This is a genomic window from Thalassotalea nanhaiensis, assembly GCF_031583575.1.
Classification (GTDB): Bacteria; Pseudomonadota; Gammaproteobacteria; order Enterobacterales; family Alteromonadaceae; genus Thalassotalea_A; species Thalassotalea_A nanhaiensis.
This window is the reverse complement of the sequence record NZ_CP134146.1, coordinates 2,592,062-2,610,195: the sequence shown is the minus strand read 5'-3', so window position 1 is coordinate 2,610,195 and position 18,134 is coordinate 2,592,062. Positions and strand designations below refer to the sequence as shown.

Below are 18,134 nucleotides of genomic sequence, written 5' to 3'. Positions count from 1 at the left end.
TAAATGAGCAATATTTATGCATTAAGCAATTAAACATCAAATAAAAATAATAACAACGACAAAAATAGAAGTAACCTTGGGAGAGGAATTTAATGAAAGTTATTAACAATACACAGGCTTTACGAAAGACTAAACTTGCACTAGCTATTGGTGCCACACTTTTTATCACCAGTAATGCTAAAGCGGCAGATGTGGCCGAAGATGAAAAGTTAAAAGGTCTTGAAGTCATCAAAGTAACGGCAACGAAGCGTTCACAAAGTGTTCAATCAGTGCCAATGTCAATTACTGCAATAAACGGCGATAAAATTGAAAAATCAGCTATACAGGACTTATCTGAAATTTCTGATTATGTGCCTAACTTAAGTATTTCTGAAAATGCGATCAATACCAATATTTTTATGCGTGGTGTTGGCTCTGGTAATAACCGCTCGTTCGAGCAATCTGTTGGTATGTTTATTGATGGTATTTACATGGGGAGAAGTAAACAATTTCGCGCCCCGTTTTTAGACCTGGAACGTGCTGAAATTTTGCGAGGTCCGCAAGGTATCTTGTTTGGTAAAAACACCATAGCTGGTACATTAAACCTAAGTACAGCTAAAGCTGAAGCCGGTTCAGACTTTGAAGGTAAAGTTATTGCCGCATATGAACCTGAATATAATAGCCAAGGCTTAACAGGCGTACTTTCTGGAGGTATAACAGATGAGTTAGGTTATCGCTTAGCTGTTAAAGATTCTTCTTCTGACGGTTACATGGTGAATAATAATTTAGATAGAGATGAGCCACAGTCAGAGGAAACAATTGTTCGTTTATCTTTGCATTGGCAACCAACGGATGACTTATCTGTTCATTTTAAAGCAGAAAACTCAGAAACTGAAAGTGTTGGCAGTACCTCACAATTTATCAGTGCAGAGCCTTTAGATGGGTTAGCAGGGTTTATCTTGGGTGCTGTTATTCCTTCGGTTCAAGATGATTTTGAAACCAATTTAGATGATACCCGTAGTTCAGATAATGCCTATGAAGGTGAATTTAGAGGCGTAGAAGCAGATAATGTTTCAGTAAATATTGATTATGATTTGGCCGGTGGGGTTTTGTCTTATACTGGCGGTTATAGTGCTTATGAGTCAATTGAACATCAAGATCTAGATTATATGCCGTTCCCGTTTTTACATACTACTGATGACCATGATTTTGATCAAACCAGTCATGAAATACGATTTGCCAGTTCACTTGGTGGCAGCTTTGATTACATTACCGGGATTTATTACTCAGATTCAGACTTAGTAATGGATGTAGCAACTCACATTGATGTTGCGTCAATCACCCCTGCATTAATGCCTGCATACAACGCACCTAGAGATGCTTTAGGTGGTTTAAGCTTTACCGATATTGGATTTGCACCAGAATCGTTAGACAGGGTATCTAACTTTAACCAAGAAACCGAAACGTTGTCGGCGTTCTTCCAAGGTACTTATCATTTTACTGATGCACTAAGGTTAACTGTTGGCGGCCGTTACACTGATGATACAAAAGATGTTTTCCGTCAAAGCGCCCATGGTGAAGTACAGTTATATCATACGTTTGATAATTTAATTCCAGCAGATGCAAACAGCGCATTTACCGCGGTAGCTCTAGGTGTTAATGTTAAAACACCTGAATACACAGATAGTTATGATGAATCGCATTTTACCCCTTCAGTTAAAATTCAGTACGACATTAATGAAGACATGATGCTTTATGCTACTGCTGAAGAGGGCTTTAAAGCCGGTGGTTTTAACTCTGATACAGCTGCGGCTGAAGAAGATATGGTGTTTGAAGATGAAGAAGCGTTAGGGCTTGAATTAGGATTGAAATCTGATTTTCTTGATGGCTTGGCTCGCTTAAACGTGGCTGTATTTCATACCAAATTTGATAACTTACAAGTAACGTCATGGACAGGTACTGGCTTTAGTGTTGGTAATGCCGCCGAATCAACAACGCAAGGTATCGAGTTTGATGGTGCATACGTGCTAAGTGATAGCTGGACATTAAGCGGTTCTATGTCATTTTTAGACTCTACTTATGATGATTATGCAAATGGTCCATGTACGGCACCAATCCTGAAGGATCCTGTTAACCCGCAATCTGTTTGTGACTTAACAGGTGAAACAACACCATTTGCCCCAGAAATTTCAGCATCGATTTTCTTAGACTACGAGACTGAAATTGGCAGCTCTTTATTGTTCGCTGCACGTTTAAATGTTAACTTTTCTGATGAATACTACGTAGATAGTGATCTTGATGAAAACTTAAAGCAAGACTCGTTCAGTAAAGTAAATATGACCGTTTCGCTGGCATCCGCTGAAGATACTTGGGATGTCTCGCTAATTGGCAAAAACTTAACTGATGAGACAACGTTCTCAGCGGGCTTAGACACGCCATTAGTAGCCGGTGGTTACATTGGTTATACTGATGCGCCGCGTACTGTGACAGTGCAAGGTACTTATAATTTCTAACTGATAGAAATGCTACTTTGAACGTAAATTAGCAGCATTGTTGGCTGTTTGATTAACTAAGCTAAAGTCATGTTAAACCATCAAGTTATCTATCTAATTTGATGGTTTTTTATTGCCAATAATTAAAGTAACTCAAGAAGGTCTTGATGAATATAAATGGTTTAGAATTTAATGTTGAAATTAATGGCGAGGGTGTACCGTTGGTATGGGGGCATGGCTTAACAGCGAGTATTGAGAGTGAAAACTTATTGGATATATTTGATTGGCACAAGCTAGAAACCGAAGCAAGGCTTGTACGGTATGATGCTAGAGGACATGGCAAAACTGAAGCTTCGTTTTCACCTAATGACTATTGTTGGAATAATTTGGCAAATGATATGTTAGCCGTTGCTAATGCATTAGAAATAGACAAGTTTTTTGCCGGAGGGCAATCCATGGGATGTGCTACTACTATTTACTCCGCTATGCTTGCCCCACATCGAATAAAGGGCATGATCCTGATGAATCCTCCGACTGCCTGGGATACCAGAGCTGAGCAAGTAAACTTTTACCATAAACTAGCAAAGCTTGGCGGGTTACTTGGTGGGCGTATTTTAGCAAAACTCATGGCTAGAAACCCCGAACGTTTATTACCAAAGTGGTTAGTTGAAGCTAAGAAAGAGCGTGTTAACGGAGTATTTGCAGGGCTGAAACTGATAAAAAGAAGGACGTTATTAAGCCTTTTCAAAGGAGCCGCTTTGACTGATTTACCAGCTAAAGAAGAGCTAATGTCTATTGATATACCTGTACTTATTCTGGCTTGGACCGGTGATCCAAGCCACCCGCTTGAAACGGCAACTGAATTACACCGAGTATTGCCTAATTCAACACTTCATATTGCTGAAGGTTATTCTGAACTTCAACATTGGCCGAAATTAATCCGAGATTTTGTTGCAAAAACAAAATAAAATATTAATCAAAAATCTCACCTATTTTTATTTTTCTTACTAAATATCACCCTACCGGGTGATTCTGAACGTTACTAAAAGGATTAGGTTTAAAGCATAGTAATATTCAATAATTTAAAGAGAAAATATGTTTGTATTTGATGACGTGCCTCTACCTAAGCTTGGTCTTACTGGGCTTGAAGGTATGATGAGCGAAGAAGAGTTAGCCATTCAGGAAGTTGCACATCGTTTTGCCGAAGATATCATGCGCCCAATTGGTGAAAAAATGGATAAGTTAACCGCTGAACAAGCGGTTTCTGAAGATTCTCCTGTATGGGAATTTTATCAAAAGTTGGATGAATCTGGCATTTTTGATCTAGAAGCCATTGGCGGTATGAGCAATGAAGAAAAAGCTCGGATTTTACCTATTATTCTTGAAGAGTTTGCTTGGGGGGACGCTGGATTAACACTTTTATCAATGGTAACTCACTTTGCCGCGATTACTGCTGTAAGTACCGGTAAAGCAGAGCTTATAGAGCGCTTTGCCCATTTACGCGGCTGTTGGATTGGCACACAACCTGACAGAGGCAGTGATGTTTTGGATATTGATAAAACAGAATCAATACCTGGTTCAAAACATGGTCGAGGTAACTTGATTGCCCGTGTTGATGGCGATGAACTGGTGATCTCAGGGCAAACCTCTGCATGGGTTTCTGGCGCACCTTTGGCCGAATGTGGCTTAATGTATACTCAATGTGATTATGGTGATGGTATCTATCGTGAAGACGGGGGCCTTCATTATGTCGGCGTACTTGTCCCATTTGATTTACCTGGTTTTTCTCGCGGCCTGCCATTAGAAAAGCTTGGCTTACGCTCGTTACCACAAGGCGAATTATACTTTGATGAAGTACGTGTGCCTATGAGTTATGTGATTGCTGGTAAAGACACTGCTTATCCTAGCTTTTTCGGCTCATTAACCTTTGGCAACATGGAAATGAGCGTCACCTATACAGGCATAGCAAGAGCTGCATACGAGCACGCATTAGACTATGTGCATGAAAGAAAACAAGGTGGCGGTGTAATTATTAATCATCAAAGTGTTCGTGTACGGTTATTTGATATGTTCCGCAACGTTGAAGCGTGTCGTGCCATGGCTCATCGAGCCTTTAATTATAACTATGGTCCAAATGGTCCGCACTTACTTGGTTCAGCGACAGCCAAAACATTCGTAACCAAGACTTCTGTTGATGTTACCAGTGAGGCTCTACAAATGTTTGGTGGTAATGGCTTAACTAAAGAATACCCATTGGAGAAACTGTTTAGAGATGCTCGTGCGGGGTTGATCACTGACGGTGAAAACAATGTGTTAAGTCTTAAAGGTGGCACTATGTTAAGCAATATCTTTAAAGACAAACATGGCTTAACCTAACTAAAGCTTAATCTCAGATAATTTTCGAATTGGTGTAAAACTTTGTTTTACGCCTTTTTCATTTTATTAATTAGCAAAAATTTTCTGCTATGGTAATAATAAGTAAATATTCTTTGTTTTTTCATTAAATATCTAGGTACATCAAAAGCATGCAAAAATATGTAGTTCCTATTAAACCAGTAAAGTTGTATAGAAGAACTCGTTTAATAGAGCAAATAGACATTTCTTTATCTGGGCAAGCCAAGTTTTTGTTTATCAAAGCGCCCGCGGGCTATGGTAAAAGCTATTTGATGATCGATTATGCTAACCATATATTGCAACAATCAGGGCTAGTTGTTTGGACCAGTCTTGATAGTGACGATAATAAGTCAGAGTTTTTCTTTAGTTATTTTATCGACTCATTAAAGGCTCAAGGGTTGGTAAATGATGGACTTTTCTATGATGAAAATATTTCACAACTGAGTTTTGTCTATCAAATTATTTCTGAGTTACAAAGCTGTAATAAACCGGTGTTTTTATTTTTTGATGACTTTCATAATATTCATAATAGGGTTATTGCTGATTTTTTCCAGCAATTAATCGTAAACAGCTCAGAAAAGATCAACGTTGTTATTGCCAGTAGAATCGATTTACCTTTCCCTATAGCCAAAGCTTATGTCGCAGAAAAGGTTTGCAAACTAAAAGCTCACGAGCTGGCTTTTACTGAAAATGAAATCCTCCAATATTTTGAAAAATTTAATCAGCGGTTGTTAACTGCTGATGAAGTCTCCAATGTCTTTAGCATGACAGGCGGTTGGCCCGCAGTTATTAGCATGCATAAAAATTTATCACATTGGACAACAGGCTCTACAAATGAAGAAAATTTGGCTGCATATTTTCTTGAAGAAATTTTTGTTGGTTTATCTGAGCAAGAAAAGCACTGCTTGCTTTTGATTTCCATTAGTGATTTTTTATGTGAGCAATTAATCGATACCATCACCGATTCGTCGGATTTTTCAGCAAACGTAATTAAAAAATTTCCGGTGATGAGGCTTCATAAAAAAAATCTTACTGAACGGTTTGAGTGGTTTGCATTACAGCCGCTATTAAAAGATTATTTATATCAGCAACTCAGCATTCACAACCGCGATGATATTAAAGATTTACACCAACGATGCGCCAACTGGTATTTATCTAATCACATTTTTCTAGAGGCTGTTGATCATTGCATCAAAGCAGAGCAATACCAAAGTGCGGTCGCAATATTGGAAGAGCATGGTAATACAATCATTGCCAGTGGAAATTTTCCGCGCTTTAATGTGTTAATTAGTCAGCTTCCTTACGATGTATTGTTATCTAATATCTATCTTTTAGTGCTTCAAGCCTGGAATTATTCTCTAACTTATCAGCATAGAAAAGGCGAGTTGGTAATAGAAAATCTTGAGAGCATGCTCAATCAAAAATCGGAGGTATCAGAGCGAGAGCAACTTAAATTACTGGCTGTTAAAGCAGCCCATGCGGCATGGACCGATAATTTCTCAAACTATCAACAACGAGTTGATAATGCCATGAGTAAAAGGCCTTTAGCTCTTCCTCATTTTGAAAATTCCTTGCGAGTTGTGCAGTGCATAGGTTTTTTACACAGTAACCAATTTGAAAAGTTACGAGAAACAGGTGAAGATGCTGAGTTTTTTGCCCGTGGAGGAAGTCTTTTTTATAGTACGGTTACGATTAAAGTGACATTGGCGATGCTTGAATTTATTCAAGGTAACACCGAGCAATGCTTAGGTAAATGTGATGAAGTAACCGCATTTATTAATAGCCAACAACACGATAGTCAGTTAGCTCATATGGTAAATGTTATGCGTGGAATGGCAGCCTATATTACTGGCGACTTGAAACTGACTAAACAATTTTTTGATACGTCAGGCAGTATCATTAGCTATATAGCGGAACCATCTTTTTTGGCCTGGTATTACGTCACTCATATTCAATTGCTTACCGATCTTAATGAAAACGAACAAAGAGAGTTAATGATAGAGCAGTTGCTTGAGTTGCTAGAATCAAGGCAAATAAGTACCTCTAAAATTCCACTTTATTATGAAGCGATCCGCTATTATTTGTTCACTGCGAATCCTGAGGAAGCAAATACCATTTATGAATCCTTTAAAGCTGAGAACATAAATACACATACTCAAGAAAATAATCATTTATTATTTAATGCCAGTATGATCGATTGTTTAATGTTGTCTGCAAACGGAGATATGGAAATTTGTATTGTTAAACTTACACAAGTTATTAATGATTTTGAACAATCATCAAGAACATTGCAGCAAGTAAGGGCATTAGTGTTTTTAGTTAATATATATATTATTGGCAAAGATATTCACAATGCTAAAATTGCCTTGAAGAAAGTCATAAGCATAGCCAGTAAAAAGAATATTATTCAGTATTTGGGGCGGCTTGATAAAGTTGCTATTGACCTCCTCAATGAATGGTCTTTAACTGAGTTATCGCCGCGTAGAAAAACCTTTATGCAAGATATTTGTAAACGTTTTGAAGGTTTGGATATGAGAAAGCGCTTTGAACTGCAGTTGGTTGAAGATTTAACCGCGGCGGAACAAAAAGTTATGCAATTACTCGGCACAGGTAATTCAAATCAACAAATAGCAGATCAACTATGTGTATCAATAAATACTGTTAAAACTCATTTAAAAACATCTTACGCAAAGCTTGGAGTGAGTAATCGTATTCAGGCGATCCAAGTTTTTGGCCAAATGCAGCAAACAAAAAATCAATGGTAATTACTCTCCTTTAGCTTCATTTCACCCTTTAGGGTGTTTTAAAAAAAGGGGGGAGCGCTTAATGTCATAGTTTATTGGTCAAAACTATGCAAAATGAAAAAAAATACCATCCTTTATCATTATGTCCAAGCACTGCTAAATTCATTACAGCGACATGGTGAAGATAGCGAAGCTATTTTAGCCAGCTGTGATATCCCTGTATTTTCAGGTGATAACAGCGAGCTTAGGATCCCAACAGATAATTTTGTAAAATTATTAAAAAAAACTATTACCGAGTTGGGTGATGAGCATTTTGGTTTAGTTGAGCCAGCGCTACCAATAGGTAGTTTTTTTTATGCCAGTCATGTAATGAGCAGCTGTGCAAATTTGGGTAAAGCTCTGCAGTTGGGTATAGGTTATTATCAGCTAAATTCAAATGCCTATAGCATTGAATTGGTTGAGCATATTGATGAAATAGAATTTAGAGTAAACCTTAATAAGCCTGAGCTAGATCCAGATCATCTCCTCGCCGAATTCGTGCTAAATGCCTGGCATAGGTTTGCCAGTTGGATGATTGGCAAAAATATCTTATTAAAATCTGCCAGTTTTAACTATCCTCCACCTAGACACGAACCTGAATATCAATACCTGTTTCCTTGTATTCGTAAATTTGATCAACCGTGGTTAAGTTTAACATTCAGTTATGATTATCTTGCAATGCCAATTATTAAGAAAAACACTGGTGAGTTAGAGCAATTCCTTAAAGATACCTTCCAAAATTTATTGTTCACCCCTATTGATGATCAAAGTTTGACTGCGAAAATTCGCTTGATTATTGAAGACTACGAAGAAAATAACTTTCCTGCATTTTCGTTGGTTGCCGGTGAACTATGCATGACTGAAAAAACGTTAAGGGCAAAGCTGAAAAAAGAAGGGGTAAGCTATCAAAAGATAAAAGACTTTATGCGTCGCGATACGGCTATTTATTATTTAACCAAACAGAATATTTCAATCGCAGAAATAGCCTTTAAATCTGGCTTTAGTGAACCAAGCGCTTTTATTAGGGCATTTAAAAAATGGACTGGTTTAACTCCCACTGCGTATCGATGTAATAAAGAGGAAGTAACCTAGACGCCAAGTAATTACTTGGCGTTGAACATCTCCAATGCTTAATCTTTATAGCGAGTTAAAAAGATAAATCCAAGCGTTAAGAACAATACACTTTCAGCAATAGGTATTATTTGCCCGATAATTGCGGGTAAAAATTCAAATGTTTGTTCTGCGACAAAAAAAGTAATTATTCTCATTGTTGCAGACAGTACCATCATAAAGCCTGTTACTTTAGCAACAATTGGCATAAGTTGTGAATGTTCGGCGCTTTTAATCATTAGTAGCCCCCATGCTAATAAAAGCGCACCACTAAAGCTCATCAGGTAACTGCTCAAAAAGCTAAAGCCTGGCAATAAGTCGAATTGAAAAAGTACTTTCATAAATATTGCAGTGAAAAATGAAGCACCTAACAAAATTAAAGCTCGGCCAGTATTAATAAATAAAGTCATTGTTGTTCTCTCTGTTAAAAAACTTTGTATTACTTCATGTTATCCATTCTCCCCTTTAAATCAATGTCCAAAACATACCAACGAGTTAGCTCAAAATGACCGTTCAAAAAAGTATATGTAAATTACTTCCGTTTAAATCGTAGAGCGTAGGAGGAAAATTTCTTTACTGGTTACAACCTTTAACAGTATTCACCCTTAAGGGTGATGATGGTTATTCATTGAAAGCTCAAACTTTATTTCAATTATTTAGGGGATGTTAATGGCAATAAATAGCATCACTACCTAAGCTAAATGCATGAATGAAATAAACTATTTGATAAAAGGTAAGGTATATGAAAAAGCCAGTAAACCCATTAATTAATATTATATTTGGAATTTCACTGTTCTTTGTGAGCTGTACAGCAAGTATGGCTAAAGAACAAAGCATAAGTGAAAAAATGACTCATAGCCGAGCGATTGAATCGATTGTTTGGTCTATGCCTTTACTTAACTTTAAACAGTTTCGTGATGGACACCGTGCCATTGGCGTAAAAGAAAATGATATTGCTTATCATAGTAAAATTCAAGATTGGAAATTCCAAACTGCAACCCCGAATAACACCACCCCTTATGTTAATTTTTTCTGGAATATTGAAGATGGCCCAATAGTTATTGAAATCCCACCTTCTGCAGATGGTGTCGGTATTTTCGGAACTTTAATGGATGCATGGCAACGCCCAATTGATGATGTTGGTGCAAAAGGTCGAGATAAAGGTAATGGTGGAAAGTATGTATTAGTACCTCCTGGTTATGAAGGCCCTTTGTTAGATAGAGCATATACATATCAGCAACGCAGCAACAACGGCTTTGCTATTTTAAGAGCTATCATTCCAAATGCTAGCCCTGAAAACCTTAAAAAGGCAGCAGACTTTGCTAAAAAAATCAAAGTGTATCCTTTAGCTCAAGCTAATAAACCACCTAAAAACAATTACGTTGATATTTATGGCAAGTTAATGGAAGGCACACCTGTACTTGATGCTGGTATTTACGCAGAGATTGACGAGATCATTCAAGAAGAGGTAGTAGAAGACCATAATATTACCATGATGGGTATGTTAAAAAGAATTGGTATTGAAAAAGGCAAACCATTTAACCCTAGTGATGATATGAAAGCTGTTTATGCGAAAGCAGCTCCAGATGCTCTAAACTTCATGATTGAACAGTACCATAGACATTTAACCCCTTGGATGTATGAAGGTAAAAAATGGAGCCTGTTATTACCACCTGGTGCTATAGAAACCGAAATGAGCTATGAATATCCAAGCTTTTACGATTACAGTGCTCGCGGCTCTGTGTATTACGCGATAATTTCTAGTGTTAAAAACTATGGATCAGCAACGTTTTACCTTGATTTAGCCGAAACTTCTGACGGTCAATGGTTAGATGGCAGCAAAAATTATAAATTAGTGGTACCACCAAATGTACCTGCAGAAGATTTTTGGGCAGTAACTACTTATGATTTAGAAACTGCATCATACCAACGTGATGTATCAAGAAGTAGCATTGATTCAAGCCAAGACTTTGTAAAAAATAAAGACGGTGGCATGACTATCTACTTCGGCCCGAAAGCGCCAAAAGGCAAAGAAGCTAACTGGTTACCAACTACACCAGAGCGACGCTTTTTCTTATTGTTCCGTTTCTATGGGCCAACCAAAGGCTTACGTGATGGTAGCTTTGAACTAAATGATATTGAACTAGTTGAGTAATTTACACCTGTATAACCCCGATTATTCGGGGTTATACAATATTCGTTTTATCCTGATTTAACTCTCTCTCTGAAGTATCGCAAGTTAAGGAAATAAGCAACATGATGAAATTAAGTAAGAAATTAATAGCGCTGACGCTAATAAGCAGTACTTTTACTAATTATTCGCATGCGGAGCCACAAGTACCTGCAAACATTACCACCCCTGATATTGTTAAAACTCAAGCCGTTGGCGACCTACATTTTAAAGACGGTTACCCTTCAGATGAAACCATGAGTAAAGTTCAGCGTTATATGTTGATACAACGAGCGGTTAATGTATTTACTGATGGTATTCAAATTAGCTCAATGCAGGCTATTCAAACTGGTTTAGCTTCTATGGGGGCTGAGTCAAATAAAGTTATCCCAATTAGCGAATCATTTTTAGACAGTAATAGCTTATGGTTAACGGGTAACACCAGTACACCTTATGCATTATTTAGTGTCGATGTGAAAGACGGTCCTATAGTGATGGACCTTAAAACCCCTGTATTAGGCTTTATTGATGACGCTTTTTTTCAATACGTTGGAGACATCGGTGTTGGTAATCCAAAAGATGCAGGTAAAGGCGCAAAATATATTGTTGTTCATGAAAGCTACAAAGGGAAATTACCAGCAGATCATATTGTGTTAAAAACACCAACCTATAAGCACTGGGTTGCATTTAGGTACGGTGATACAAAGCAGATACAACAATTTAAAGATACCTTTAAAATGTATCGTCTCGGTGAAGAGTCGACAAAAGTTAAATATATGGATATCAGTGGCGTAAAAATGAACACTGTACATGCTAACAATGAAGATTTTTATCATGAACTAAACGAAATGATCCAATATGAGCCTGTAACATCAGGTGACCCGCATTATCGTGGCTTACTTGCCAAAATTGGTATTGAAAAAGGTAAACCTTTTAATCCACAAGGTGAATACCTTGAGGCATTGAAAGAGGCGGCCGGTATTGCAAATGTGCATGCGCGAACTGAAGCATTTAGGCCTTCAAACAAAGAAGCTTATTTTTATGGTGATAAACGTAATTGGTTCTTACCCTTTGGTAGCACGATGTCTCACGAATTTATCAAAGACGGTAAGTTATATATAGATGATCGCACTGCTTTTCATTACGTAGCGACAGGTATTACACCGTTAATGACAATGAAGTTTGACGGTCAGGGCAGCTCTTATTTAATGACAACAACCGATGATAAAGGTGAAGCATTAGATGGTAATGAAGTTTATACCGTAACTCTGCCACCAAACCCGCCAATGAAACGCTTTTGGAGTTTTATGGCCTATGATAATCAAAGTCGCAGTATTTTACCTACGCAGCAACGTTCAGGTGGTTTTGATAGCCAAGGTGATGTAGTGATGAATGATGATGGTTCAGTAACTGTTACTTTTTCATCGACCAAACCGAAAGGAGAATCTAACTGGGTACAAACGCTGCCTAATAAAGGTTTTTTCCTGCTATATCGTATGTATTCTCCAACAATGGAATGGCATGATCGTAAATATATGATTGGCGATTTGATTAAACAATAACCTTCAATCAAGATTGCTAACATCTAAAAAAGCACCACAGAAAACATTAGTAATGGCCTCTGTGGTGCTTTTAGCTTTTTGTGGCTAAGTAACTATTTGGTTTTTTATTGGGCGAACTGCTCAATAATTTTTTGTTTCATCCATTGATGCGCCAAACTATTAGTTAGCCGCTTATGTTCGATTAAATAAGTAGGTACTTTATTATCATCGGCTAAATCAAACGTATAGACTGGTGCAATGGTATTACTTAAATTCGAAACCCTTAGCAGGTGTTCCGGGCCTATATATAATGAATCAGTTGTGGCAAGTAACTCGGTTATTAACAACAACTGATTACTTTTAAACACCAGTTTTTCTTTATATTTAGCTTCATTTAATATTTGGTGAATAGTTGAAGTGATCTTATTCTGGCTATTATCTCCATGATTCATCGCAATAAAGTTATATTGTAAGCAATCTTCATAACTGATGACTTTTTTAGCTCCTACCTTACTTTTCTTGAGAAGGGGATGATGTTTACCGGCAAAAATCGCTAAGGAAAATTTTTCACAAGGCGTAACTATAAAATTTGAATCCTTTTTATCTGCAAAGTTAATAGCAAAATCGATGTCATTGTTTTCCAACATATCATAAGGATCAACGAGTGCAGGGTGTTCTGTGACTTTTATTTTTGGTGCCTGTTTTGCTAACGTTTGCAGTAGTGGCAATAACAGTGAATGGTTCATTGAGGCCGGCACTGATAACGAAAAAGACATTTCGCACGTACTTGGGTCAAATTCATCTTCCTGCATAAAACTATTTAACGACGCGAGCAAACTCGGAAGTTGCTGTTGCAGTTGCTCACCTTTTACGGTTATATGCATTTTATTGGCTGAGCGAAACAACAACTCATCATCAAATAAGTCCCGTAATCGCTTCAACGTTTTACTCATTGCCGATTGAGTTAAAAACAACACATCTGCTGCTTTACTGACATTCTTTTCTTTTAACAGCACACTCAAGGCAATTAATAAGTTCAGGTCAATCCGGTTAAGCTGTTTTTCAGTACTATTATCCATATGAATTTAAATCATACCTCTGGTGAAAATAAAGCATTCGTTTTCATGATAGGTGCTTGTTAATATTACTGCAAGTTTAGAGCAGAGAATGAATCACCTCACTGGTATTCAATGTTCAAAGTTCAATGTTAAAGCCTAATATATTATTTACTAATAGTTAGCTATTTGATTTTTAATAAAGGAAATTACCCATGAAGAAAATATTACTCGCTTCATTACTAACGTTATCAGCGGCAGCTATGCCGGCGATGGCTGAGTCATTTAATGATACCAACGACATTCTTAAACGTTCAGCACAAATTGAAAATTTGCAATATAAAATAATGGTACAACGTGCTACACAAACAGCAATCCATTATATGCCAGCAGTTACACAAACCGATTTCCTTAAAGCCACGCGACGTAATTTTGAAGGTGGCGGCTATAACGATGTTGTTTATGTAAATAAACCATTTGGCTCAGAAAAAGGTTTTTTAACCGCGAATGATACAACCGCGTATGCATGGGGGACTCTCACATCTAAAAATGGTCCTATTGTTATCGAAGTGCCTGCTGCTACTGATAAGTTGAACTATTTTGGTTCAGTTGTTAGCCAATGGGAAGTGCCAATTACCGATGTAGGCTACAAGGGCGCTGATAAAGGTAAGGGCGGCAAGTATGTATTTCTACCACCTGGTTATGACAATAAGCTTGGCACTAAAAGCGATTTAGAAAAGAAAGGTTATCTTGTGTTTGAAACTGATACTTACCTTTATGGTTTTTCATTCCGCCCATCATTAACAAATGGTGCTACAGATAAAGATGCTGGTGATTATGCGCAAACAATTAAAATTTACAACTTAGCTGATGCTGCTAAGCCACCAAAGACGGATTATCTAGATGCAACAGATGTTGCATACGACAGTCTGCCATATTACAACGAATCATTTTTCCAAGACGTTAATGAAATTATTCAAGAAAACCCTATTCGTACACAAGACAAAGCCATGGCATCTTTACTGAAAGATTTAGGCATTGTTAAAGGTAGTAAGTTTGCTCCTACCGAGCAACAAAAGAAAGCGATGAAAGATGGTTTGTTAATGGCTTATGCACACATGCAATCTAAGTTTGTCGAGCCAGATCAAACAGTAAGTGCACTGTGGAGAGATAAAGATGGTAAAGCGTTGTCTCAGTGGTCATTTTGGAACTTCGGCCCACAAGCACAACTAGGTTTTCCATTTATTGACGAAAACGAAGTGCTGGTTGACAAGCGTGCGGCTTCATATTTTTACGTAACTTATTTACCTAAACAGTTGGGTGGCTCTACTTTTTACCTAACAGGTTTACGTGACTCGAATGGTGAGATGCTAGACGGTAACGCGACATATAAACTTAATGTACCTGCTGATACGCCAGCTGAAGATTTCTGGTCTGCTATTGTTTACAACATGGAAACTAAAAATTTCGTTAAAAATGTAGAGCGCGTAGGTTTGTCTTCACGTAATGCCGATGAAATGATTAAAAACTCTGATGGCTCTTATGATCTGTATTTTGGTCCAGAAGCACCAAAAGGCCAAGAGGCAAACTGGGTACCAACAGGCGGTGAAGACTATTTCTTATTATTCCGCTTATACCGTCCAACGTCTAAAACGTTTTTCAAGAATTGGATGTTAAACGATATGGTTAAGATCAGTGACTAGTTAGTTTTTAATTCGGTGATGAATTAACTTAGGATTGCCATGGATAGTTTAAATCCTGTACTTCAGGGAAGAAGGAACTAAACTTAACATACATGTTATAGAGTTACCTCACTACACTGAATAAATAACATTAAAAATCAACATAATTATTTATGTTGATTTTTTACTTCAGGGATGACCATTTTGAACACATCCATGTGAAAATGGCATATATTACGTCATGTAAAAAAAGGAATGCAACGTCTTTCCATACATCCTTGGTAATTGCTCTAGCATTAGTCAAATGCATAACATCCTGCCATACTGTGATCAAGCCATACGCAACTATTCCCTTCGATATACAGGCACTAGTTTATTAATGCTATTTTTATTGATATTGGCTTTTAATACTTTATCTCGATGAATTGATTGAAAATTATTAAATTCTTGATGTTTTATTGATGCTTATAGTTAAATCAATTTTTCACCCTTTAGGGTAGTATATACCGACTTATAATTTGAATATTGTGATGTTCAATAAAATAAGAATATGTCGGAAATTACTTTTGTTTTAATATAAACAATTGGAGCCCTTTTATTTTGTTATCTATTTTGTTTAGTTACTAACCGAAATTGATGCTTGCAACGGTGGTATTTAATGATTGAATTACCTCACAATGAATATCGTGTGGAAAAACTAATTGTCAACTGTAATGAAATGACAGTTGCCAACGATGAACAGTCGATTAAACTGCCTGTTAAAGTTTTTGAGTTTTTAAAGCTGTTTCTTAAGAATGAGAATCAAATAGTCGATAGAGCACTAGCCATTGAGCTACTATGGCAAGGTAATTACCCTGTTGGTAAACGCGGTTATATCAATGCTATGTGGCATATTCGCAAGGTATTTGACGACTTGGGCGTCAACAGCGATGAATATTTTAAAACTTTGCCAAAAGTTGGCTATAAACTTGTTGCTTTACCCGAGCCTATTGTAACTTCTGATATTGCTTCCCCATCTAAATCAACAGCCTTACCTTCCTCTATTGACAATATTTATGTTTGGATTAAGGCTTTTATCGACAAAGTGAAGTTTAAAGGGGGTTATCTGACCTTTTCTGCATTACTTATATTGCTTTTTGTCAGTGTATTTGTTGATACATATTATGTTAGCCAAAATAAAATCGAATCAGTACCATTAAATCCAACTAAAATAACTAACTTTGAAGGTATTGAAGAACACCCTGCTATTTCTTCAGATGGACGTTATATGGCTTTTGAATGGGTGCGCAAGCAGCAACCAGGACAACTGTATATAAAAGATTTAAAGGATGAAACCGTACCATTACGACTATTAACAATGGTAGATGAAGAGGAGGTTTCACCTAGTTGGTCACCAGATAATGAAAGTATTGCTTATATGCGTATTAGCGTTGATGGTCAATGTCAGTTGCGTATTCGTCAAATTATTACCAACCAAGATAGTTTAATTGACTCTGGCTGCACTTATACTTCTTACCTGAGCGGGATTGATTGGTCGCCCAATGGCAAATACATTGTGTTTTCGAAAAAAACAAAAAATGGTGTAGCTTTATTCGAGTTTAATTTGAATGAATCGTCGAGTAAACAAATTAGTTTTCCTAACAAGGATGTCAAAGATTATAAGGCAGTATACTCTGCCGACTCAAAACAAGTTGCCTTTATTCGCGAAAATATAAGTAGTGCTGAACTTATTTTAATAGATAAAAATGCTCAAGAAAGTGTTTTACTGGCCAATAAACTATCTATTGTTGGCTTGGTTTGGGAGCATAACCAAAATAACATTTATACTAATGTTCAGCAGGATGGCAAATACTTAACGCTAGCGATAAACCCACAAACCAAATCTGAAAAAATAATACATCGGTTAATTACTCCAAATAACCTTAGCTTTAATTACGACACTTCAGAACTGTATTTTTCTCGTCATTTGAGTCAAGAGTTTATCAGCCAACGCTCATTAAAAGACGGAACAGAAATTCAGCGAGCATCTTCTTCTTCTCGAGATCTATATGGTCAATATGTTGCTAATGATGGCATATTATTTATTTCTAATCGCGCAGATAAGTGGGACATATGGCTGAAAGCTGCGAACGAATATAAAAACCTGACCAAGGATTTGGGCACCGCATTTTCGCACAGAATTTCACCAAATGGAAAACAGTTTCTGGTAACCATTAAAAATAGCAATGATGAGCATCCGGACTGGTATCTAGGTACACTTCCTGGTGGAGAGTTAGAGCTACTTGGAAATTATGCAGCTAGAAGTATTAATTGGTCTATAAGTGATAATACAATTTATTTTGCATCTGAAAAAAGTGGAAAGTCAGGTATTTTCAAGTTTAATCTCAATACTAAAGAAATAGTTCAACTCACGTTTAATGATGAAATTTTTGCTGTTGAAGGCACTGATGGCCATTTATATGTAAGTAGAAAAGGTGAAAGTGGCATCTGGCAATTTAACCAAAACACCAAGGAGAGTCAACTACTGGCTAAAGATTTGGCAACCACTGATTTTGCGAGCTTTTTTTGGCAAAACGATAGTATTTACTACGTCTCAAGAAATAAAAATCATGACCTGATAAAACGTAAAACTATGTCTAGCACCGAACAGATTGTCAGTACTTACCCATCTGGAACAGTGCGAAAGTATTTTGGTATAGCCCCAGCAGGTAAGCAAAGTATAATGCTAACGCTAAACAGCATTAATGACTCCGATATTTTTGCATTGCCAATTAGCACTATGGTTGATAAACCTTGATTGATTAGTGCTTAGCTTAGTCTTTAGGCAGCCAGTGCAAATATTCAAAATATATAGCTTTTTATCAATGAACGAGCTCTAGCTAATACTTTTAGCTAGAGCTTGAATATTTCCAAAGGGAACTCTCTATC

11 protein-coding genes are annotated in these 18,134 nt (G+C 37.1%); 9 read left to right on the top strand and 2 right to left on the bottom strand.

Annotated features, from left to right (window positions below; genetic code table 11):
• Window positions 1-92 precede the first annotated feature (92 nt).
• From RI845_RS11365 to RI845_RS11345, 5 genes are all read left to right on the top strand, one after another.
• Window positions 93-2,492: a TonB-dependent receptor gene (locus RI845_RS11365; RefSeq protein ID WP_348386287.1), complete on the top strand. Its 2,400-nt coding sequence runs from the start codon at window positions 93-95 to the stop codon at window positions 2,490-2,492.
• A 146-nt stretch (window positions 2,493-2,638) separates the two neighbouring features.
• Window positions 2,639-3,439, top strand: a complete 801-nt coding sequence (locus RI845_RS11360) for an alpha/beta fold hydrolase (protein ID WP_348386286.1) — start codon at window positions 2,639-2,641, stop codon at window positions 3,437-3,439.
• 127 nt (window positions 3,440-3,566) lie between these two features.
• Window positions 3,567-4,847 carry an acyl-CoA dehydrogenase family protein gene (locus tag RI845_RS11355; protein WP_348386285.1) on the top strand — a complete coding sequence of 427 codons (1,281 nt, stop codon included), beginning with the start codon at window positions 3,567-3,569 and terminating at the stop codon, window positions 4,845-4,847.
• 149 nt (window positions 4,848-4,996) lie between these two features.
• On the top strand, window positions 4,997-7,630 hold the full coding sequence (locus RI845_RS11350) for a LuxR C-terminal-related transcriptional regulator (protein WP_348386284.1): 2,634 nt from the start codon (window positions 4,997-4,999) through the stop codon (window positions 7,628-7,630).
• A gap of 93 nt (window positions 7,631-7,723) precedes the next feature.
• Window positions 7,724-8,740 carry an AraC family transcriptional regulator gene (locus tag RI845_RS11345; protein ID WP_348386283.1) on the top strand — a complete coding sequence of 339 codons (1,017 nt, stop codon included), beginning with the start codon at window positions 7,724-7,726 and terminating at the stop codon, window positions 8,738-8,740.
• A gap of 38 nt (window positions 8,741-8,778) precedes the next feature.
• Here the strand turns inward: RI845_RS11345 and RI845_RS11340 are convergent, their stop codons facing one another.
• Window positions 8,779-9,168 (bottom strand): hypothetical protein, encoded by a 390-nt coding sequence (locus RI845_RS11340; protein WP_348386282.1) that lies wholly within the window; start codon window positions 9,166-9,168, stop codon window positions 8,779-8,781.
• A 332-nt stretch (window positions 9,169-9,500) separates the two neighbouring features.
• Here RI845_RS11340 and RI845_RS11335 point away from each other — a divergent pair, with 332 nt between their 5' ends.
• Both RI845_RS11335 and RI845_RS11330 read left to right on the top strand, forming a co-directional pair.
• Window positions 9,501-10,913 carry a DUF1254 domain-containing protein gene (locus RI845_RS11335; protein ID WP_348386281.1) on the top strand — a complete coding sequence of 471 codons (1,413 nt, stop codon included), beginning with the start codon at window positions 9,501-9,503 and terminating at the stop codon, window positions 10,911-10,913.
• Between the two features lie 101 nt (window positions 10,914-11,014).
• Window positions 11,015-12,490: a DUF1214 domain-containing protein gene (locus RI845_RS11330; protein ID WP_348386280.1), complete on the top strand. Its 1,476-nt coding sequence runs from the start codon at window positions 11,015-11,017 to the stop codon at window positions 12,488-12,490.
• A 104-nt stretch (window positions 12,491-12,594) separates the two neighbouring features.
• On the opposite strand, the gene RI845_RS11325 is transcribed toward RI845_RS11330, so the two are convergent.
• Window positions 12,595-13,548, bottom strand: a complete 954-nt coding sequence (locus RI845_RS11325) for a LysR family transcriptional regulator (protein WP_348386279.1) — start codon at window positions 13,546-13,548, stop codon at window positions 12,595-12,597.
• 191 nt (window positions 13,549-13,739) lie between these two features.
• Here RI845_RS11325 and RI845_RS11320 point away from each other — a divergent pair, with 191 nt between their 5' ends.
• Complete coding sequence (locus tag RI845_RS11320) at window positions 13,740-15,227, top strand: DUF1214 domain-containing protein (RefSeq protein WP_348386278.1); 1,488 nt, start codon at window positions 13,740-13,742, stop codon at window positions 15,225-15,227.
• A gap of 637 nt (window positions 15,228-15,864) precedes the next feature.
• Entirely contained in the window at window positions 15,865-18,003 is a 2,139-nt protein-coding gene (locus RI845_RS11315; protein WP_348386277.1) for a winged helix-turn-helix domain-containing protein, read from the top strand.
• Window positions 18,004-18,134: the final 131 nt, after the last annotated feature.